Here is a 20,064-nt window from a genome sequence, read left to right as displayed (position 1 = left end):
CCGCGAATGATCCCAATCCGATCGTCGATCAAGCAATTGAACTTCCTGAGAAGTTACGACGGGCCACGCACCATCGCCGTCACTCGCTCGCCTGTCCCCTCTACCAGTCCCGAACCACCGCTGCTCCTGTTCCCGAGACGGCCAACGGCTTGGGCCCCAGGATCCAATGCAGCCACAGCCTACTTCAAGGCGTTGGTCGGCACAGCAAGCGACCCATCGCTCGATTCTTCTCTGATTGTGGCTGGGAGATGCTGCCCCTCAAGTAAACACAGGTTGCAACCTCAACCGAAAAAACGAATGCGGGCCACGGTTGGTGAAAACCTCCGTGGCCCGCATTCGTTTTTGGATACAGTTTGCAAAAGCCGGCCGATCAATCGAAGGGCGGGAATTCGTCCTCGCCTCTTGCATCCTCCGGATTCCTTGCTCGGCCAATCCCTCCGAACGAAAGCAAGCCGCTCAAAGAGCCTGTGAGAGGTGTCCTGTAGAGTGGACCTCTCACAGGCTCTCTTCTCAGTAGGAGTCGGAACTGAGAACCTCTGTGCCCCTGGTTGTCGAGAGGGCCCGCCAGACGGGTAGGCTGATCGAGTTCTTGAAGAATCGGACCGAGCCGTCGCCCATCGTGGCGTTGACTCCACCCGAATGCCGGCTGCGGACTCCGTTGAGCCTGGGCAGTGTGGCGGTCGGCTCAACACAGGGGGGATTCATCTGGTAGGGGTATACGCAATAGTCCCGGCTCTCGGTCACGTCGGGCAGCGAGGAGTTGGGGGCCAGCCAACTCGTGAAACTCGCGGCGCTGCCCCACCACGAGAAGCCTCGGAGATCGAAGGGAGCACCGTACTGCCCTCCCGTCCCCGTTCCGACAACGATCTCCGACACGAGCACGGTATTGCTCAGACCATCGGAGATCCCGGAGAAACCCACCACCTTCTGACCACCCATCCCAGTGGCGGGCGTGTTCATGTCCGTGAATGGTGCACCACCAAACGTAAACGTGGTCCCGCCGAAGTCAAAGGAGGCCGGCTGCGCCGTGTGCAGGTTGCCGTAGTTGACGACATAGTTCTGTGACGTGACCTTGTACGTGACGCTTCCCACGGTCGGTCCGATGCCCGACAAACTGGTGGCGGTGCCATCACTGGGGCACATGTAGGCGTTGACCCGCGATGCCGTTACCGTGCCGTTGGCCACTCCGCCGTAACGCAGGGGTGCGTCGTATTGGCCATTAAGGTAGACGAGATCGCCGCCGAAGTTCCAGGCATTGAAGAGCGCCTGCTGTTCAATCTGAGGCAGTAGGAAGACGAGCCAGGTTCCCCAGCAGCACGACTTTTGGCCGGGCGGCAGTGAACTGTTGACGCTCTCATAGTTGTGCATCGCCAACCCCAACTGCTTCAGGTTGTTGACACACTGCGAGCGGCGCGCCGCCTCGCGAGCCGCTTGCACGGCCGGGAGCAGCAGGGCGATCAACACAGCGATAATCGCGATCACGACAAGCAATTCAATGAGAGTAAAACCGAAACGCTGTTTCCTCATAATCGACCCTCCTACGGGGATCTGGAAGAGGAGTCCGAAACTGAACAACATATCCAGCAATCATAACGGTGAAACCGAGGCCGAATCGGATCGCCACGAACGTGGGTTCATGGTCATTTCCCTACGGGTGCGTTCGTCAAGTTGAACTCGAAGACGTTCTTACCGCCGGCCGTCACTTCGGCCGTCAGGAGTGATTTCTGATTGTACTGCGACGGGATCGCCTCCTTCGCCAGGATCGGAGGCATGCCGGGCATGTTGTTGGTCTTGTCAACAACCGTTTCCGGCTTATTGTCCGTGGAACTGACCACAATCTTGTACTTGCCAGGAACCAAGCCCTGATCTCGCGGAATCGAGTATTTACCGTTGATGATCGCCCCACCCCCTTGGGTCGGGACATCAGGATCGGAAGGGAGAAACGTGATCAACCCCGTGGCGAGAGGTTTGCCCTCGACAGCAATTGATCCCGAGACCGATTCTCGCGGCAGGCTGTCAGCACTTCCACAACCCACCAAGTTTGTGAACACCAAGAGTGTGGCGAAAGCAGCGAAGGCGATCGACTCAGTCCGTGCGTGGTTCAGCATCACTGACAGGACCTCGAGAGCCGGGGTGGGGAGCGTCGCTTGCGCAATCGACGCTTCGTGATTGAATGTCCGCGATCCCTGATCGGGTTGGGAGAAGCAGCAATTTCTTATAATCCATTATCATCAGTCGGAAAAGAGTCAAGTCGACTTGCCATCTTATTTAATCAACGAACTGATTCGGCGTAAATTATCGTGACGACACAAAAAAGTGTCATCAATTGCAAACAAACTGCTTGGTTTCCCAGATATCAGCTGCCATCATTCATCGCTCAATCACTGGCTGCTGACACATCGTGAATGATCCCCTGTTTTGCATCCGAGAATAAAGTCGACCTCCCCGTGGCCGGGAGCACGTCCACCACCATCGACCACGAGGAGGCATGACTCTATGCCCCTGACCTCGAGTGTGTGCTATTCGCAGAAATACACAGACAATTCCAACTGATGCGAGAACAAGAACCAAGCCGGACATGCGGACGGCTCTGATCGGATTTGTTAAGATCGCCCCATCAGTCCGCTGACAACGACCAGGAGCGACCCAAGATGCAACGCCTGTTCGCCGGGACCCCCTTCGATCGCCCTCCCACCTGCGAGCGCTGCGGGCGGTTGGAATCGGAGTGCGAGTGCCCACCTCCCACGATCGAGCCGGTCCGGATCGCTCCGGAAAAGCAGACTGCTCGGGTCCGCCTGGAGAAACGCGTGAAAGGGAAGGTCGTCACGGTCGTGTCCCAGCTCTCCGCCGATGGGAATGATCTTCCCGCACTCGCCGCGAAACTGAAGGAGAAATGTGGTTCGGGAGGGACGGTTAAGGACGGCCTGATCGAAATCCAAGGGGACCACGTCACGACCATCGAGAACGCTCTGAAAGCGATCGGCTACAGGACGAGACGCGGATGATTCGCCTGGCGCGGTGGATGGCGCTCACTTTGGGCTTGGCTGTTCTCGGCTGGCAAGGGTGGAACGCACACAAGGGCAGATTCGTCCACGCCTTCCTCGTCTCCGACATCGTCGTCAGTCTGCTCCTGGTCGTCGCCTCCGCGTGGCCGAGCGATCGGGCTGCGACCGCGCTCATGTTGGCCGGCTTCTCGGCGCTGGCCGCGGTCTTTCTTTCCGCCACGACGGGCCGGTTACTCCTGGGTGCCGCCTTCGATCCGGGAACCGTCATGACGACCGTCGGGCTAATCCCTTGCCTGATTGGAGCGATCGTCCTGGGGCGGCGACTCTCCGGCTCGTGGCCCCCTGCTTAACGGATTGCCCCCTCTGAGGGGGCTGGCCACCCGGACGATAACGCGCACCACTGGATCGCGTTTCCTGGGCGCACTCTTGAATGGAATGGATTGAATGAATTGCGGGCGGGTCTCCCACGATCCCAGGAGGGGAGAGGAACCTGGGGGACAGGTCCAGAAGGGCAGATCGCGGGGGGAGCCGATTCTTGGTGGAGGCAGCGGGCCTTCCGCTCGTTTCTGGTTCATTGGGTTCCCATCGAACCGGCGGGTGTTGTTATCCCGAAGTTGCCAATTGGCCGGGGGAAGGCTTTAATGGACCAAGGGCCGCCCTGATCCTACCGCCTCGTCGGTCCTCCCCCCTTTTTTTTGCAATCGTGCCTTCTGCCGGATTCTCGAAACCTCGGAGATCGGACCCGCGATGACCGTTCATGCGATGCCGGTGATGCTGGGCGTCCTGGCCATCTTGGCCGTGGCCTACCGCTATTACAGCGCCTTCCTGGCAGCGCGGGTCGCAGCGCTCGACGACTCGCGGACGACCCCCGCACATCTTCACTACGACGGCCAGAACTTCCATCCGACCAATCGCTGGGTCCTCTTCGGCCACCACTTCGCGGCCATCTCGGGAGCAGGTCCGCTGATTGGGCCGGTCCTGGCGATCCAGTTCGGCTACTTGCCGGGCCTGATCTGGTTGATCGTCGGCGTCTGCCTGGCGGGGGCGGTGCAGGACATGATGGTACTGGCCGCGTCCGTTCGCCGTGGCGGCCAGAGCCTGGCCGGCATCGCGCGAGCGGAGATTGGCCCGGTCGCCGGTGCGGCCACCACGATCGCGATTCTCTATATCATCATCATTGCCCTGGCCGGTCTCGGGATCGTCGTGGTCAAGGCCCTCGGCGGCGAAGAGGTGCCCATGAAGGCCGGCACCAAACTGGTCTACCCCGCCGACACAGCGTTCGTCAAGGAAATCAAGCCAGGACAGCCGACCATCTACCCCGTACCCCCGGGATCCACCTACCGGTTCGGCGAGACGGCCGATGAGGAGATGACGTTCCAAGAGCCGTTCCGACTCGCGGTTCCCTCCGGGACCTGGCTCATGGTCAATCCCAAGGGAGACGGTTTCGTCTTACCCAAGGACACCAAACGACTCGTCCCGGGCAGTTCCTGGGGAACGTTCACGATCGCCTGCACGATTCCGATCGCCCTGTTCGTCGGCTGGTATATGTACAAATTCCGGAAGGGCAAGGTCGTCGAGGCCTCGATCGTGGGCGCGATTGCCGTTCTGGCCGCCACCGTGGCCGGGGCCTGGATCCCCGAGTCGAATCTCCGGCCTTTCTTTGAGCTGTCGCGCAACCAGACCATCGGGGCAATCGCCGCGTATGGGTTCATCGCCTCGGTCTTGCCTGTCTGGCTCCTGCTCTGCCCGCGCGACTATCTTTCGAGCTTCTTGAAGATCGGCACCATCGGCTTGCTGGTGATCGGCGTCATCGTCGCCAACCCGACGCTGGAAGCGCCGATGGTCAACGCCCACTTCCAGAACGGCGGCGGCCCCTATTTTGATGGGCCGATCTTTCCGTACGTCTTTATCTGCATCATGTGTGGCGCCATCTCGGGCTTCCATGCCCTCGTCTCCTCAGGCACCACGCCCAAGATGGTCGACCGGGAATCCGATATCCGGATGATCGGCTACGGCGCCATGCTCATGGAAGGGCTCGTCGGCATCGTCGCCCTGATCGCCGCAGCGGCCCTGCCAAACTCGATGTACTACGACATCAACATCGACCTCGCCAAACGTCCCCAGTTTGCGCAACAACTCAAAGCAATGGAGGCCGACCACGACGGCCATGGCGGTGACTCGAGTGAGCTCGTCGCGATGGAAAAGAACGTGCAGGAGTCGCTCCACGGACGGACGGGCGGCGCTGTGACCCTGGCCGTCGGCATGGCCCGGATCTTCTCGCGGGCGATTCCGAAGATGGACTGGCTGATCAAGTACTGGTATCACTTCGCGATCATGTTCGAGGCTCTCTTCATCCTGACGACGATCGACACGGGGACCCGGATCGGCCGCTTCATGGTGCAAGAGTTCCTGGGCAAGATCTGGAAGCCGCTGGGGGATCTTGACTGGCTCCCCGCCTCGTTGCTGGCGACCTCTCTGGTCGTCTTCGGCTGGGGCTACTTCATCTGGTCGGGCTCGGTCGAGACGATCTGGCCGATGTTCGGCATGGCGAACCAGCTCCTGGCGGTCATTGCCCTGGCGATCGCCACGACGGTGCTCGTCAACTCGGGCCGAAGCCGCTACGTCCCGGTGACCTTGCTCCCGCTTCTGTTCGTGGCCACCACCACGACATCCGCGGGTTACTACGAGATCACAGGCAAGTTCACCAAGATGATCCAGTCGGGCGCCGTGCTCCGAGGCTGGCTCAACATCGGCCTGACGCTGATGCTGCTGGCCTGCGTTTCCGTCATTCTCATCTCGGCGATTATGAGGTGTGTCTCGGGCGCAAAGCCCGTAGAAGCCGAAGTTGAGGCGGGAGTCTAACGCGAACTCAAGGCTACAGGTCACTCACCTGGAAAGGTTTTCGCTCGGCTCAGAAATCCCTTCGATCCGCAGAACGCGGATCGAAGGGGGAAAGAGCTTCCTCAGACTCAGAGCAGATCGCTGTCCACGGCCACCGCAACGGGCTTTTCGTGGCCGAGCCGGCTATGCTGCATTCCGTACAGGAAGTAGATCGCCAGGCCGATCGCCATCCAGATGATGAGACGGAGCCAGGTATCACCAGGCAGTCCCGCCATCAGGAGGATGGCAAACAAAGTCCCCAGGGGAGCCGTGACCCAGACGAGCGGCGTCTTGAACGGGCGCTCGATGTCCGGCTGAGTGATCCGGAGCACGAGGACACCCACGCAGACGACGGCGAACGCGAACAGCGTCCCGATCGAGACGAGTTCTCCCACGATGCTGATCGGCAGGAGGGCCGACGCGACCATGACCACCAGCCCGGTGATGATCGTCGTGATGTAAGGGGTACCGAACCTGGGATGGAGCTTCGAGACGAACGCCGGCAGCAGGCCGTCGCGCGACATCGAGTAAAAAATCCGCGGCTGGCTCAGAAGCATGACGAGGATCACCGAACTGAGTCCGGCAATCGCGCCCAGCTTCACGATCGGCGAGAGCCACTTGAGTCCAATCGCATCGACACCGACGGCGATCGGGTCAGGGACATTGAGCTGCTTGTAGTTCACGACCCCGGTCAGCACGAACGAGACGAGAATATAGAGCAGCGTACAAATGACCAGCGAACCGAGGATGCCGATCGGCATGTCGCGCTGAGGGTTCTTGGCCTCCTGGGCCGTGGTCGACACAGCATCGAACCCGATGAAGGCAAAGAAGACGACCCCCGCGCCGCGGAGGATGCCGCTCCAGCCGTAGACCCCCGGCCCTTCGTTGGCCGGAATGAACGAACCGCCCCAGTTGTCCGTCGAGACGAAACCGATCCCGGCCGCGATGAAAAGGAGGACGATGCCGACCTTGATCACCACGATCACGTTGTTGACGCGGGCCGACTCCTTGATTCCGACCACCAGCAGCGCCGTCACCGCCGCGACGATAAACATCGCCGGGACGTTGAGATAGGCGGTGGAGTGAGCGAACGAACTCCAGTCAACGTTGTTCTTTTCGAGGAGATTCTGGACCCCCGTGAGGGACGTCCACCCCGCAGCCAGGTGCAACTTCGCGGCGATCGCGTCGGGGATGTTGATCATCTTGGTCCCCGGCGCATTGGCAAAGTGCGGCGGGATATTGATGCCGATGTTGTGCAGAAAACTGACCACGTATCCCGACCAACCGATCGCCACGGTGGTGGCGCCGAGCGAGTACTCGAGAATGAGATCCCAGCCGATCAGCCAAGCAATGAATTCGCCCATCGTTGCATAAGCGTATGTATAGGCTGATCCACCAATCGGAACGGTGGAGGCCATTTCAGCATAGCAGAGCCCGGCGAAGGCGCAGGCGACCCCCCCCAGGACGAACGAGAGCGCGATCGCCGGTCCGGCATTGGTTGCCGCCGCAGTCCCGGTCAACACGAAGATTCCCGCCCCGATGATCGCACCGATGCCGAGCATGGTCAGGTCAAATGCCGTCAGCGACCGCTTCGGTCCCTCCAGATCGCTCGCCTCCGCCTCGGCCTTGAGGGAGGCTATTGACTTTCGAACAAACAGATTCGCCATCGTCACCTCTCAAAGAATTGCGTCGCGCTCCGAAGAAACTGGCTCTGCTCTCCCCTTCGGGACCGACTTCGGGCGAACCCAAAGGAGCTCGCCCGAAGTCTTCCCCATCATAATCACTTTCCGATTTCCAATCACTTCGTGTCGGGCAATTCCATGACCTCGACCTTGCGAATCGTCACCTTGCTCCCGGGATCGTGCTGCTGGAAGGCAAAATGCCCCTCTTTCCAGCTCCGGTTGTGGTCGAGGAATTCGTAGAGCACCTCGCCGTTGACCGAGACCTTGATGTGCGTGACGATTTTGCCCCGATAATCCTTGTCCACAACCTGCACCTCCTGGGTGAAGAACGTGTCGGGAGGGACAAGCTGCTTATACACATGCACGAACGTATAAATCGAACCCGTTTTGATGGGGTCGGTGTGGCTGCTGTTGACCTGGATCTCGTATCCCTTGGTGAACGTCGCTTCCTTGGGAGTCCGGACATACATGCCCGAGTTGCCCTTGTCGTTGATCTTCAGCTCGGCGCGGTAGCGGAAGTTCTTATAGTGTCCCTTGGGGCTGAACAGCATGGATTGCTTGCCTGAGCCCTCGATCACGCCGTCCTTGACCACCCACTGGCTCGTCCCCTTGCCCGCGAGTTCCAGCGAGGTCCAGCCTTCGATCGATTTGCCGTCGAAAAGCGAGACCCACTCCTCATCAGCGGCACACGCAAAGGCCGGCGCAACGAGTCCCAGGACTAACCAGCAGCCGCTCCGAAGCAGTCGGTTCATACAAGGCGTCCCTTCAAAGAAATCGGGTGGAGACAGTGAATTCAAATCGTGGAACGCGTCCCACTCGATTGCGGGCGGGATGAGTAATGCGTTCCCCTGGCATGGCGAATCTTAAGCGCCGAAGGTGGCGTGTGGCTAGAGGTTAGTGGTGAAATGAAGAGCGAGTTACGTACGATTTCGGTGTTCAGGACAGGCGGCCTTCCCATGGAAAACGAAAAGCGGCTGCCCATTCTCGAAGCCATTGGCCGCCGCCGGACGGTCCGCCGCTTCGATCCGGGCCGCCCCCTGGCCGACGACCTTCTGAGGCAAATTCTCCACGCAGCGACGCTCGCCCCCTCGGACGGCAACCTCCAGCCCTGGCGTTTCCTCGTCGTCCGTAGCGAGAGCAACCGCCGGAAACTCCGCACCTGCGCGTTCCAGCATCCGAGGATCACCGAGGCCCCCGTCATGGTGATCGTCCTGGGCTATCACCACCCCCACCGCAGCCATCTCGACGCGATGCTCGAACAACAGCGCACCCTGGGGGCGATCACCCCGGCGGAGCAGGCCGAGATGCGTGCCAGGACGGTCCGAGCGATGGAGCGAAGGGACGACTTACCCCACTGGGCGACCCGTTCGACAATGCTCGCCGTGGCCACCCTCATGATGGCCGCCGAGTCGTTGGGGGTGGGCTCGGCCCTGATGCAAGCATTCGAGGCGGAGAAGGTCGGCGAAGCGTTCGGGATCCCCGACGACCACACCGTCTGCGCCTTGGTTGCGCTCGGCTATGCCGCACGTGAAGAAGCCTTTCCCGGACGATTCGGGCTGATGGAGGTCTGCTTCGAGGAGCACTTCGGCCAGCCCTGGCCGAGCGCTGAGCCTGGAACGTCGCTGCCGCTGGACCAGCCCCAGCACGCCGAGTAGGATGGCGGGCCAAGTGACAGCCCCGGAACGGTCCGCGGCACATTCTCCCTCCTTCGTCTCGGAAAGGTTCGCGAATATGCACGGGCTTTCGGGCAGCTTGAGGAATCGATCACTCGTACTGGCGATCGCGCTGAGCACCGTCGTCACGGGACAGACGGCCTGGGCCCAGGCCCAGGCGGCCCCGGAATCGTCCACCATGCCTGCGCCTCGGACCGGGCCGTGGATGAAACTGCACAAGGCCTTTCTCGAACGTGCCAAGCAAGGAAAGATCGACCTGCTGTTCCTGGGCGACTCCATCACGAACGGATGGGGCGGGCACGACAATAACGGGGCCGGACCGATTGAGGTCTGGGAGCGGCACTTTGCCCCCCGCAACGCGGCCAATTTCGGGATCGGCGGCGATCGAACCCAACACGTCCTCTGGCGGATCGAGAACGGCGAGGTCGACGGCATCAGCCCCAAGGTGGTCATACTGATGATCGGCACGAACAACACAGGCGCCAACACTTCGGATGAGATCGCCGAGGGAATTGAGGCGATCGTCAAGTCGCTCCGTCAGCGGCTCTCCACGACCAAGATCCTCTTACTCGCCGTCTTCCCCCGAGGCGAAAAGCCGGGGCCCATTCGCGAGAAGCTGGCGGCCGTCAACGACCGGATCGCGAAGCTGGATGATGGCCAAATGGTCAAGTACCTCGACATCGGCCCAAAGTTTCTCAACGAAGACGGCACGATCTCGAAGGAGATCATGCCCGACTCCCTTCACCTGAAACGCAAGGGGTATCGGATCTGGGCCGACGCCATCGAGCCGACCCTCTGGTCGATGCTCGACGAAGAGTCGGTCGAGCCCAGTCAAGCCGACGGCGCGAAGACCAAGCCCTGATTGGTCTCCCCTGCCTTTAAGCCGCAAACGAACGACCCGGCCACTCTCTGGTTTTGTCTTACGATTTCATTCCCCCTGGGACCGCGGGCGACCCGCCCAATGGCACTTACTTTCTCGATTTCAGACCGCGTTTGCGTGGTCGCAGTGGGAATTTTCTGCGGCGGGCGATCACCTCACGCGGGTAGTGTCGGCCAGGGCGATTCGCGAGCTTACACTGGCCAGACATCCTCAGAACCAAGTCGATCCGCTCTTGGATCTTCGCGGGGTCCGTGGTATCCAGCGACTCCAAGAGCAAGACCTTCACTAACGACCATACCCGGTTGAAGCTCAATCGCCGCGGCGCGATCTCGACCCGAGCCGCAGCCATCCGGCGAATCAGATTCGCCATGTTATAGGCCACTGTCGCCGAGGCCAGTTCCTTCGCGACCATCTCCGTGGATCGGCCACGCATCTCTTCCAAGCGAAGCGTCCGCTTCAAATCACGCAGATCGGTTTCGATATTTTGCCGCTGGCCATAGATTGCGGCGAGCTCGCACCCCTCGTCAGGGAGCCGACTCACAAGCCACAGCGTCAGCTTCTCGGAAATCCGAACCTCGTGCAACCACACCCGCAACGTTGCATCGGCCGGCCATTGTGGGTTCGACTTGCGTTCCCAGCGGTTGGGCTGCCAAGTGAGTTCCCACTGGTCCTTGCCCTGGGCTTTCCCTTGGCGCACCATCGACCGAAATCGCTTCTCAGTCAACCGCAACACGAAGTCGTGGCCCGCCTGGTTGGCCAACCAGGCAAACGCGAAGACGCCAAAATTCCGGTCGGCGATCAACACGGAGCCGACCGGAAGTCGCGGCATCAAACCGGCCGACAATGGGACTTCGCCAATCGCGGCCGGGCCATACATTGCCCCCACTTCCGGACGCACGGTCACACCGCTGGATAACTCGTGGGCCGCTACCAAGTGGAGGATCGGCCAGTGCGATTCTCCGTGTTGATTGCGGGCCGGCGGATACGTTTTGCGCAAGGCGTCAGTGGGTGCCAAAGAGAGCGTGGAACCGTCCACAAGAAACGCGTTACGCCCTTTCACCGATGGCGGAGACTTGGCGATTAAGGCTGCAGAAACCTCGTCAGCCGCCCGTTGAGCCATCTCCACGGGCAGCCGATCTCGCGCTCGCGAAAACCCACCCGTGTTGGCCGAGAACGATTTCTCACGGGCCCGCTTGTTATCAGGGAGCACATCTGCACTTAATCGAGCCAACTCTCCCACAGCGGTGGCCATCGTTGCATTGCAGGTCAACCGTTGATAGATCATCAGCCAGACAACGACCCAAGGCGTGAACACGGTCGAGAGCGTGGGCGGTTTCTGAGCATGCAGGACATCCGGTGGGACCAAGCGATGGAACATCCGAACCGCCTCACCCAAATCGACGACAGCGGGTGATTCCTGGTCATGGTTCATGCGAGGTACTCCCAAAAAATAGGAGTTCATGGCGCAAAAATCGTGCCAGAGGTGCCCCTTATTGCAGGATTGGCGAAAGTAAGTGCCATTGGGCGACCCGCCCGCTCTTAATTCAAAATGATTTGAATCAAAATCAATGAAATTCAAGAGAGGGCGGGGCGTCCAGTCCCCAGGGGAATGCAAAATCACAGAGTGGGCGGATCCCCACTGTCCCAGGAAGAATGCCTGAGAAGCCTGTGTCATGGGTGACTGGTTCGTGAGGATGGTTCAAACAGAATGAAAATGGACGATGTGCCAACCTGACCTGCCACTCATACAGCCTGGTTCGCTTGACCGTCCGGCGGGTTAGCCTGTAAGATGCCGTGGGGTCTGGCCTTTCGGAATTCAAAAGGATACTCCCCGTCTCTTGATTCGGGGATTAAATAGAGGCTGAGGATGAAAGACGAGCCGCGCACGCCGTTGAAGCACGAACATGAACACGCGGTCCCGACCGTCATTCACCATCCCGAGGAGGATCTCCCCCTGCTCGCGCGCTGGCTGAAGCACGCGATGGAGAATCAGACTCGGTTCTGGAGCCTTCTGATTGGCCTGGTCGTGATCGTGGTTGGGATCTCGCTGCTAAGCACCGGGTTGACATCAGGCCGCGCGGCCTCGAATGAGGCATGGACCGAGTTGGATGCAGCCAAGACGGCGGCCGAACGGGTCGAGATTGCGAACAAGTACCCCAACACGGCGGCCGAACGCTGGGCCTTGCTCCAGGCGGCCTCCGAGTACTATAAGACGGGCTTCGACGACCTGCCGAACAACCGCGACGCCGCGCTTCCTCAGTTGAAGCTGGCGCTCAAGTATTTTGAGCAGGTCGCCCAGGAGGCGCCGAAGGACGCCCCGCAAGCCCGCGCCGCCGCGTTCGGAGTCGCGCGGACCCACGAGGCCCGTAACGAGATCGAGAAGGCTGTCGAGCAATACAAGTCGGTCGCCAAGTCGTGGCCCGATAGCGAGGAAGGACGCGAAGCGAAGAAGCTGGCGGAGCAGCTCCAGAAGCCCGAGACCGTGGCCTTCTACAAGGAGCTGTACGCATTCAAGCCGGTGGAAACAACCATCCCGCCTCTCGGCCAGGAAACGATCCCTCTGCCCCCCGGCCATCCGACCGGCGGCACCGGTTCACTGCTCCTTCCTCCGCCGCCGCCCAGCAGCAACGATCAACCCAAGATGCCCGCTGAGGGCGAGGCCTCCAAGACACCACCCAACGTCGACGAGAAGCCCAAGGACAGCCCCGCACCGGCGTCGACGTCCGGCTTACCCGACGACGTCTTCGCGCCGCCGGCCACTGCCCCCACTCCCACCCCTACTCCCGAGCCGAAGAAGGATGAGCCGAAGCCTTGATCTTCGACCTCGAAGATCGCGAATCGGCCGGATCGCGGAATGCCTCCTGAACTCTCCAGCACTCCCTGTGATTTCCAGGTCAAGGCCCGGATGGTCGGAAAGCGGATCGACGCGTACCTCGCGAGCCGCTATCCCGACTATTCGCGGAGCGTGATCCAGAAAGTCATCGACGCCAAGGCGGTCCTCATCAACGGGCAACCGACCAAGGCGTCGTACAAGGTCCGCCTCGACGACGAGATCCGTGTCTGGCTTCCCGAACTGGCCGACGAAGCGCCGATCCCTGAGGAGATCCCGCTTCAGGTCGTCTACGAAGACGAGGCGCTGACGGTCGTCAACAAGCCGCCGCGCATGGTCGTCCACCCGGCCAAAGGACACTGGAGCGGCACCCTCGTGAATGCCCTCCAGTTCCACTACGACACGCTCTCGACCGTGGCCGGCGAGAACCGGCCAGGGATCGTTCACCGCCTCGACCGCGACACGACGGGGCTCTTGCTCGTCGCCAAGGACGACCTCGCGCACCGCAACCTCGCCAAACAATTCGAGCAACGAACCGTCCGCAAGGAATACCTCGCCATCGTCTCGGGCGTCCCCTCGCGCGACAGCGACTATATCGAGAAGCCGATCGGCTTCCACCCGACCAACCGCGAGAAAATGGCCATCCGGCTCCCCGAGGATGGCGCCAAAGAAGCGGTCACCTTCTACGAAGTCCTCGAGCGGTTCGACGGTTTCGCCTACATTCGCTGTAAGCCGAGGACCGGACGAACCCACCAGATCCGCGTCCACCTCGCCCACATCGGCCACCCGATCGTGGCCGACAAGGCGTACTCAGGCCGCGATCACCTGACCCTGGGCGACCTCCTCGGTGCCGGCGCCGACAACGCCGATCAAGTCCTCATCGATCGGCAGGCGCTTCACGCCCACAACCTGTTCATCCGCCATCCCTTGTCGGGCGAGGACCTGGCGTTGCACGCCCCCGTACCCGACGACATGACGACCGTGCTCGCCGCCCTGCGACTGCATCGGCCAAGGCTCCAGGGCGGCCCTCGCTGAGCGCTGAGAAGAGGGACTGCGCGCGTGGCCGATCACCGTGTGTCGGCCACAATTCCCAAGCGAGTGGGCACAGCCCACCCGCCGGGAAATGGTGGTCAGGCAATGACCCCCTGAACGACCTTCCCCTTCACGTCGGTCAGGCGCATCTCGCGGCCTGCGTAGCGGTAGGTCAGCTTCTCGTGGTCAAGACCGAGCAGGTGCAGGATGGTCGCGTGCCAGTCGTGAACATGGACGGCTCCTTCGACGGCCTCGTAGCCATACTCGTCGGTCTTGCCATACGCCAGGCCGCCGCGAACGCCTCCTCCCGCCATCCAGATGCTGTACCCCTTGTGGTTGTGGTCGCGGCCATCGTTCCGCTGCGCATAGGGGGTCCGGCCGAATTCGCCCCCCCAGACCACCAGCGTGTCTTCGAGCAAGCCACGCGCCTTCAGGTCGGTGAGTAAACCGGCAATCGGCCGGTCGATCGCCAGCGAATTCCTGGCGTGGGCCTGCTTCAGGTTGAAATGCTGGTCCCAGCCACCATGGCAGATCTCGACGAACCGCACCCCGGCTTCGGCAAACCGACGGGCCAACAAGCATTGCCGGCCAAAGTCGTCGGTCGCCGTCTCGCCAATCCCGTAGCGTTTCCGAGTGGCTTCCGACTCATGCTCGAGGTTCATCAAGTCGGGCAACTCACCCTGCATCCGGAAGGCAAGCTCGTAAGATTCGATCACTCCGTCAATCGCCGGGTTCACCTGGTCCCGCTCAACCGTCTCGCGGTTGAGGGCCTGAACCAGATCCAGTTGCCTGCGCTGATCGGCCCCCCGACGTTTCGGGTTCTTCAAGTTGCTGACAACCGCATCGGCGACCGGCATCCCGCTGTAGCCGATCCGGGTCCCTTGATAGATCGCCGGCAAGAACGAGCTGCCGTAGTTGGCTGACCCGCCGTTGTTGACCGGGGGACAGATCGTGACAAACCCAGGGAGATTCTCATTCTCCGTGCCGAGTCCGTACTGCAACCAGGAGCCCATCGAAGGACGGGGAAACTGGAAGATCCCCGTGTGCATTTGCTGAAAGGCCTGCGGATGGTTCGGCAGGTCGGTCTGCATGCTGTTGACGATGCAGAGGTCGTCCGCGCACCGGGCGACCTCGGGGAACAATTCGGAAATCCAGAGCCCGCTCTCCCCGTGCTGACGAAATTCCCAAGGGGACCCGAGCAGCTTGGCACCGGCCGCGCGTCCCTTGCCAAAGGTCTGGCCGTCGTCGCTGGAAAGCTTCGGCTTGTAGTCGAAGGTATCGACGTGCGACGGCCCCCCTTCCATGCAAAGGAAAATGACCCGTTTGGCACGCGCGGGGAAATGAGTGGGCTTCGGCCTCAGCGGCCCTGCCTCTTTCTCAGCGGCCCAGGTGGAAAGGCCCGCGAAGGCGAGGTAGCCGAACCCCGACGACGCCGTCTTGAGCAAGCTGCGCCGGGACATCATCGCGATGTGAGGGTCCTGGTTCATCTTGAGATCATCTCCTTCACGAGAGTCTGTGTGTCTTGGATGTCACCCGCCCGGTCAGCTTCGATAGAGGAACTCAGCGCTGGCGAAGAGGGCCTGGCAGAACGCCGCCCAGCCGGCTCGATCCGACAGGGTGCCTGCGCTCGAACGAGCCGAATCGTCGCGCCGTTCACCTTCCAAATAGGCCTGGGCCGCCCCCTTCTCCTTGTCCGTAGGAGGGCGGCCGAAGGTCCGCAGATAGGCCTCATCAATCCGATCGCCGTCGTTGGCGACGTCGCGGAGCAAGCGATCGGCAAGGGCCTCGGCCTGGCGAATCACAAACGGGCTGTTCAGCAAGTAGAGCCCCTGCGCCGGGACGGTGGTCGTGGCCCGTTCAGCGACCACCAGGCTCGGGTCGGCGAAATCAAAGAGCGCCAGTGATTCCAGGAAATGATTACGAATCACCGGCAGATAAACCGAGCGGCAGTTGAGCTGCAAGTCGTAGGCCCCCCTGAACCGCTGCAAAGGGGCGGTGTTTCCTTCACCAGCGCGGGCGACCGGAGACCCCTTGGGGGGATCGAGATCGAGCTGGCCGCTGATCGCCAGCATCGCATCGCGGAGCGCCTCCCCTTCGAGCCTTCGCTTGCTCATCCGCCAGACCAGGACGTTGTCGGGGTCGGCCTCGTTGTTGGTTCCGTCAAAGCTCGATCCCAACTGATAGGCGCGGGTGAGCACGACCTGACGGATCAGCCGTTTGACCGACCAACCCTCCTCCATGAACGAAACCGCGAGGGTGTCGAGCAATTCCGGGTGGCTCGGCGGCTGTCCGGCCGCTCCAAAGTTATCAGGGGTCGGGACCAGGCCGCGTCCGAACAGATGGAGCCAGACCCGGTTGACGAAGACCCGAGCCGTTAAAGGATTCTTCGAAGAGGCGAGCCACTCCGCCAGTTCGAGACGGCCGCTCCCTTGATGGATCGCGGGGTTCTCCCGGCTCACCACCCGCACAAGCCCGCGCGGAACCACGTCACCGGGCTTCTCGATCTCTCCCCGTTGGTAGAGCGGACTGTCGACTGCCGAGGCCCGGTCACGCACTCCCATGGCACGCGACTTCGGGGTTCCGTCGGGCTCAAACGAGTTCAGGCGACTCTGGAGCAGAGCGAGCCGGATCGTCGTCATCAGGCCTTGCTGGTTACCGAACAGGTTCCCGTTCTTGACCAACTCGGCCCTGGTCTTCTTGAGCTGGTCGATTTGCTGCTGGAGCTGGCTCCTCGCCCCGTCCGTCAAACGTTCCTGAGCGGCGGCCTGGCCGGAGTCTTTCGGAAGCGTCAGCAGGTCGGCCGCGTTCGGATTCTGGATGACGCGGACCGTCCCATAACAGGTCTCCGTGCTCCGAAAGATTCCGGCAAGCGCGTAATAGTCGCTCTGGGGGATCGGGTCGAACTTGTGGTCGTGGCAGCGAGCGCAGGCGATCGTCAAGCCGAGGAATGCCTGCGAGGTCGCATCGATCTGTTCGTCGATCAGGTCCATCCGGAACTGCAAAGGGCTGCGCTCGACGTGCGACTTGGGCCCAAGGGCGAGAAAGCCCGTGGCAATCTGCTGCTCGGCGCTTTGGCGAGAGTCGGTGGCCGACAGGAGGTCCCCCGCAACGTTCTCTCGGATAAAGCGGTCGAAGGGCTTATCATCATTCAAGGCGGCGATCACATAATCACGATAGCGCCAAGCATGAGGATAGTTGACGTTCACCTGCTTACCGCTCGACTCGGCGAAGCGTGCCACGTCGAGCCAGTGCCGGCCCCAGCGCTCGCCGAACCGAGGTGAGGCGAGCAGCCGGTCGACGACGCTCTCGAAGGCGGCCTGGGATTGATCGTCGAGAAAGGCCGCGACTTCGGCGGTGGTGGGGGGCAGGCCGATCAGGTCGAAGGTGACGCGGCGGATCAGCGTGCGTTTGTCCGCATCGGCCACGGGTTTGAGCCCCTTGGCCTCAAGCCTGGCCAGAAGAAAGCGATCGATCGGGGAGCGCGGCCAGGCCTCGTCCTTAACCTCGGGCGTTTCCGTCTTCTTCGGAGACTGGAACGCCCAGAACCGGCGCCCCGCCTCAACGTCGATCTCCTTCGCCGCCACGGACGACTTGCCGTCGCGCGGGTCGGGCGCCCCCATCTCGATCCAGCGCTCGAAGTCGTGGATGACCTCGTCGGGGACCTTTTTCTTGGGCGGCATCCGCAAATCGTCGTCCTTGTAGCGGATCGCATGCAAGAGAAGGCTCTCGTCCCCTTGGTCGACCGCAACGGCGGGGCCGCTGTCCCCTCCCCTTCGGATCCCCTCGCGCGTGTCGAGTACCAGTCCTCCCTTGATCTTCTTGGCTGTGGAGGCGTGGCATTCGTAGCAGTAAGTCACGAGCGCGGGGCGGATCTTGGTCTCGAAGAAGGCGAGTTGTTGGGGGGTGATCGGCCCCTGCACCTGGGCGTCGCGGGGTTTGGCTTCCACCTGCTTCGCTTTCGGACGTGCCGCCTTCTTCATAAGTCCCGGAGCGCCCTGACGGAGCGTTCCCAGCTTCGCAAGTTCGCGAAGCGTCAGGGAACCGTTCCGATCGGAATCGAGCAGAGTGAAGACCGAGCCAATCCGCTCGGGTCGATCCTTGAACTGCGGCCGGCCGGCCATGAGCGTCTGAAACTCATCACGGCTGAGTGTGCCGTCGCCATCGCCATCGCCGTAAAGCATCGCGTTCTGGGCGCGGGCCTCACCTTCGTCGGCCTCATTGTCGGCTGCGAGCGTCAGGCCCAGCAGAACGCCGAACATCAGCAGGCCGACCGAGGCCCCCGTGATCGTGTTGCGCATCATCAAAGGTACGCCCTTCCGCTCTTGTTCGGCCCGGAGGCTCGGCCCGCGAATCCGAGCGGCCTTTGAGGTAAGAGCCGACTCGACATCAAGGCTGATCCTGCAACCGGAACCAAGACACTCACACTTGTTTGGGTCAAAACACCGGGAAAGGATCCCGGGCCGCAGCATCGCAGCCTGAGATTAAGGGGAGTAAACCACCAGCAGAGCCAAAGGTGTCTCGCGTGCGGAAACTTTTTCCGAAGTGGAAACCCGGCTCCCTCGATCCGCCTGAGGCAATCCATCCCCGAAGCTTTTCGGTGAATTCGGTCGCCCCGCCTCATCCCCATTTCGAAAGTGTAACGGACTCACTCGTCTGGCTGACTTTCCCGATCGACTCACACAAATTACCAGTGATTCATTGACTTTCCTGATTCACTCAAGAGGCCCCCTACCTCTTGGAGGAACGGGCAAATCCTTCCCAAATCCAAGCCGGTATTCGCCTTCCGGATTCTGATTTTCGGGACGAACGTCTGCTCCCATTCCACCGACCCATCCCCACTCCAATGGCACGATTTTTGGAGACTCCTCTTGACGGCACTGGTGGGGACTCGGTTTAGTATTATGAATTCCGATACCTCATTCAGCGCAGTATCAGCGAAATGCCGATAGGCAAGATGTAGGGCATGCAGCTCGAATCGATCAAGATCTTTTGCGACGTGGTCCGTTGGGCCAGCTTCTCACGGGGCGCAGCGGAGAATCAGATCTCCCAATCGTCGGCGAGTCAGGTGGTCCACCAACTTGAGCTGCGTCTGGGAGTGAAGTTGATCGATCGATCGAAGCGTCCCTGGGTGCTGACTCCGCACGGCAAGGTTTATTACGAGGGCTGCAAAGAATTGGTGGGTCGCTACCTGGAAATCGAGAACCGGGTCAAGGCACTGGAAGACGACCACAACCTGGTCGGCACGGTGCGGCTCGCCTCGATCTATTCCATTGGTTTGCACCACATGAGTCAGTATGTCCGGACGTTTGGCGACCTCTATCCGGGCGCGAATGTGCAGTTGGAGTACCTCCACCCGACGCGGGTGGTCGAGAGCGTTCTGGCAGAAGAGGTGGAGCTCGGCCTGATCTCGTTCCCACGCAAGTGGACCGACCTCACGGTGATCCCTTGGCGTGAGGAAGCGATGGTGTTGGCCGTCCATCCGAGCCATCGGTTCGCCAGGCTCGGGCAGGTCTCGGTCGCCGACCTCGACGGCGAGACGTTCGTCGGTTTTGACGCCGACTTAGCAATCCGCCGGGCCATCGACCGGTTCCTTCGCCATCACAACGTCCAGGTCCGGGTCGCGGTGGAGTTCGATAACATCGAGAACATCAAGCGGGCCGTCGAAATGCCGGCCGGCGTGGCGATTCTCCCTGAACCGACACTGGCACGCGAGGTCAAGGCGGGATCGCTCTCGGCGGTCCGCATTGATGGCCAGGACCCGTCGCATCGTCTGACACGTCCGCTGGCGATCATTCGCCGACGGAGTCATCAACTGAGCCTGACGGCGTCGCGGTTTCTGAAACTGCTGACGGCCGCAGAAGAGAATGTTCCGGCTACGGCCGGCGCCGGGACCGGCGTCAGCCAGGCCGAACATGTCGACGCGAAACCTTAAAATCAATCGCGTCGGGAAGGATCCCGGGGAAGCCGGCCCTCACCACCAAAAGGAGGAGGGGCGGTGTCTGCGGGATCGCCTTGGTTCGTTCGACGAGTAAGCAGTGCAGTTGATCCCGATCGTTCCAGTTCACGGATAGCGCCGTGAGGG

15 protein-coding genes are annotated in these 20,064 nt (G+C 61.4%); 8 read left to right on the top strand and 7 right to left on the bottom strand.

Annotation, left to right across the window (positions count from 1 at the left end):
- Nucleotides 1–510: 510 nt before the first annotated feature.
- Entirely contained in the window at nt 511–1,527 is a 1,017-nt protein-coding gene (locus SINAC_RS23975) for a DUF1559 domain-containing protein (protein ID WP_015248150.1), read from the bottom strand.
- Between the two features lie 113 nt (nt 1,528–1,640).
- Nucleotides 1,641–2,108: a hypothetical protein gene (locus SINAC_RS23970; RefSeq protein WP_015248149.1), complete on the bottom strand. Its 468-nt coding sequence runs from the start codon at nt 2,106–2,108 to the stop codon at nt 1,641–1,643.
- A gap of 543 nt (nt 2,109–2,651) precedes the next feature.
- Here SINAC_RS23970 and SINAC_RS23965 point away from each other — a divergent pair.
- The 3 genes from SINAC_RS23965 (at nt 2,652) to SINAC_RS23955 (ending at nt 5,867) form a co-directional block, all read left to right on the top strand.
- Nucleotides 2,652–3,005, top strand: coding sequence for a translation initiation factor (locus tag SINAC_RS23965; RefSeq protein ID WP_015248148.1), 354 nt, complete (start codon nt 2,652–2,654; stop codon nt 3,003–3,005).
- Nucleotides 3,002–3,355 (top strand): hypothetical protein, encoded by a 354-nt coding sequence (locus SINAC_RS23960; protein ID WP_015248147.1) that lies wholly within the window; start codon nt 3,002–3,004, stop codon nt 3,353–3,355. Before SINAC_RS23965 ends, SINAC_RS23960 begins: the two co-directional genes overlap by 4 nt.
- 397 nt (nt 3,356–3,752) lie before the next feature.
- Entirely contained in the window at nt 3,753–5,867 is a 2,115-nt protein-coding gene (locus SINAC_RS23955) for a carbon starvation CstA family protein (protein WP_015248146.1), read from the top strand.
- A gap of 107 nt (nt 5,868–5,974) precedes the next feature.
- Here SINAC_RS23955 and SINAC_RS23950 read toward each other — a convergent pair whose 3' ends face one another.
- On the bottom strand, nt 5,975–7,552 hold the full coding sequence (locus tag SINAC_RS23950) for an amino acid permease (protein ID WP_015248145.1): 1,578 nt from the start codon (nt 7,550–7,552) through the stop codon (nt 5,975–5,977).
- Nucleotides 7,553–7,683: 131 nt separating this feature from the next.
- The gene (locus SINAC_RS23945) at nt 7,684–8,319 is read right to left on the bottom strand and encodes a 3-keto-disaccharide hydrolase (protein WP_015248144.1); all 636 of its coding nucleotides are present in this window, start codon (nt 8,317–8,319) and stop codon (nt 7,684–7,686) included.
- A gap of 204 nt (nt 8,320–8,523) precedes the next feature.
- On the opposite strand from SINAC_RS23945, the gene SINAC_RS23940 reads away from it, so the two are divergent.
- Together SINAC_RS23940 and SINAC_RS23935 are read left to right on the top strand one after the other, a co-directional pair.
- Complete coding sequence (locus tag SINAC_RS23940; RefSeq protein WP_015248143.1) at nt 8,524–9,222, top strand: nitroreductase family protein; 699 nt, start codon at nt 8,524–8,526, stop codon at nt 9,220–9,222.
- Nucleotides 9,223–9,298: 76 nt separating this feature from the next.
- Entirely contained in the window at nt 9,299–10,102 is an 804-nt protein-coding gene (locus SINAC_RS23935) for a platelet-activating factor acetylhydrolase IB subunit (protein ID WP_015248142.1), read from the top strand.
- 106 nt (nt 10,103–10,208) lie between these two features.
- Here SINAC_RS23935 and SINAC_RS23930 read toward each other — a convergent pair whose 3' ends face one another.
- Nucleotides 10,209–11,552 (bottom strand): IS4 family transposase, encoded by a 1,344-nt coding sequence (locus tag SINAC_RS23930; protein ID WP_015243913.1) that lies wholly within the window; start codon nt 11,550–11,552, stop codon nt 10,209–10,211.
- 435 nt (nt 11,553–11,987) lie between these two features.
- Here SINAC_RS23930 and SINAC_RS23925 point away from each other — a divergent pair, with 435 nt between their 5' ends.
- Together SINAC_RS23925 and SINAC_RS23920 are read left to right on the top strand one after the other, a co-directional pair.
- Nucleotides 11,988–12,935: a tetratricopeptide repeat protein gene (locus SINAC_RS23925; RefSeq protein WP_015248141.1), complete on the top strand. Its 948-nt coding sequence runs from the start codon at nt 11,988–11,990 to the stop codon at nt 12,933–12,935.
- A 39-nt stretch (nt 12,936–12,974) separates the two neighbouring features.
- Entirely contained in the window at nt 12,975–13,985 is a 1,011-nt protein-coding gene (locus SINAC_RS23920; RefSeq protein WP_015248140.1) for an RluA family pseudouridine synthase, read from the top strand.
- 95 nt (nt 13,986–14,080) lie between these two features.
- Here the strand turns inward: SINAC_RS23920 and SINAC_RS23915 are convergent, their stop codons facing one another.
- Both SINAC_RS23915 and SINAC_RS23910 read right to left on the bottom strand, forming a co-directional pair.
- Nucleotides 14,081–15,469, bottom strand: a complete 1,389-nt coding sequence (locus SINAC_RS23915) for a DUF1501 domain-containing protein (RefSeq protein WP_015248139.1) — start codon at nt 15,467–15,469, stop codon at nt 14,081–14,083.
- A gap of 54 nt (nt 15,470–15,523) precedes the next feature.
- The gene (locus tag SINAC_RS23910) at nt 15,524–18,283 is read right to left on the bottom strand and encodes a DUF1549 domain-containing protein (protein WP_020466700.1); all 2,760 of its coding nucleotides are present in this window, start codon (nt 18,281–18,283) and stop codon (nt 15,524–15,526) included.
- Between the two features lie 662 nt (nt 18,284–18,945).
- Between SINAC_RS23910 and SINAC_RS23905 the strand changes: the two genes are divergently transcribed.
- The gene (locus SINAC_RS23905; protein ID WP_015248137.1) at nt 18,946–19,914 is read left to right on the top strand and encodes a LysR family transcriptional regulator; all 969 of its coding nucleotides are present in this window, start codon (nt 18,946–18,948) and stop codon (nt 19,912–19,914) included.
- The last annotated feature ends 150 nt before the right edge of the window (nt 19,915–20,064 follow it).

Origin of the sequence: Singulisphaera acidiphila DSM 18658, assembly GCF_000242455.2 — a bacterium.
Taxonomy (GTDB): domain Bacteria; phylum Planctomycetota; class Planctomycetia; order Isosphaerales; family Isosphaeraceae; genus Singulisphaera; species Singulisphaera acidiphila.
Note: the sequence above shows the minus strand (reverse complement) of the source record. Positions and strands in the feature narration are given on the sequence as shown.

What these genes read in the sequence shown, in the direction of transcription:
- SINAC_RS23975 (WP_015248150.1), bottom strand. Translation starts at nt 1,527, where the DNA reads ATGAGGAAACAGCGTTTCGGTTTTACTCTCATTGAATTGCTTGTCGTG.
- SINAC_RS23970 (WP_015248149.1), bottom strand. Translation starts at nt 2,108, where the DNA reads ATGCTGAACCACGCACGGACTGAGTCGATCGCCTTCGCTGCTTTCGCC.
- SINAC_RS23965 (WP_015248148.1), top strand. Translation starts at nt 2,652, where the DNA reads ATGCAACGCCTGTTCGCCGGGACCCCCTTCGATCGCCCTCCCACCTGC.
- SINAC_RS23960 (WP_015248147.1), top strand. Translation starts at nt 3,002, where the DNA reads ATGATTCGCCTGGCGCGGTGGATGGCGCTCACTTTGGGCTTGGCTGTT.
- SINAC_RS23955 (WP_015248146.1), top strand. Translation starts at nt 3,753, where the DNA reads ATGACCGTTCATGCGATGCCGGTGATGCTGGGCGTCCTGGCCATCTTG.
- SINAC_RS23950 (WP_015248145.1), bottom strand. Translation starts at nt 7,552, where the DNA reads ATGGCGAATCTGTTTGTTCGAAAGTCAATAGCCTCCCTCAAGGCCGAG.
- SINAC_RS23945 (WP_015248144.1), bottom strand. Translation starts at nt 8,319, where the DNA reads ATGAACCGACTGCTTCGGAGCGGCTGCTGGTTAGTCCTGGGACTCGTT.
- SINAC_RS23940 (WP_015248143.1), top strand. Translation starts at nt 8,524, where the DNA reads ATGGAAAACGAAAAGCGGCTGCCCATTCTCGAAGCCATTGGCCGCCGC.
- SINAC_RS23935 (WP_015248142.1), top strand. Translation starts at nt 9,299, where the DNA reads ATGCACGGGCTTTCGGGCAGCTTGAGGAATCGATCACTCGTACTGGCG.
- SINAC_RS23930 (WP_015243913.1), bottom strand. Translation starts at nt 11,552, where the DNA reads ATGAACCATGACCAGGAATCACCCGCTGTCGTCGATTTGGGTGAGGCG.
- SINAC_RS23925 (WP_015248141.1), top strand. Translation starts at nt 11,988, where the DNA reads ATGAAAGACGAGCCGCGCACGCCGTTGAAGCACGAACATGAACACGCG.
- SINAC_RS23920 (WP_015248140.1), top strand. Translation starts at nt 12,975, where the DNA reads ATGCCTCCTGAACTCTCCAGCACTCCCTGTGATTTCCAGGTCAAGGCC.
- SINAC_RS23915 (WP_015248139.1), bottom strand. Translation starts at nt 15,469, where the DNA reads ATGAACCAGGACCCTCACATCGCGATGATGTCCCGGCGCAGCTTGCTC.
- SINAC_RS23910 (WP_020466700.1), bottom strand. Translation starts at nt 18,283, where the DNA reads ATGATGCGCAACACGATCACGGGGGCCTCGGTCGGCCTGCTGATGTTC.
- SINAC_RS23905 (WP_015248137.1), top strand. Translation starts at nt 18,946, where the DNA reads ATGCAGCTCGAATCGATCAAGATCTTTTGCGACGTGGTCCGTTGGGCC.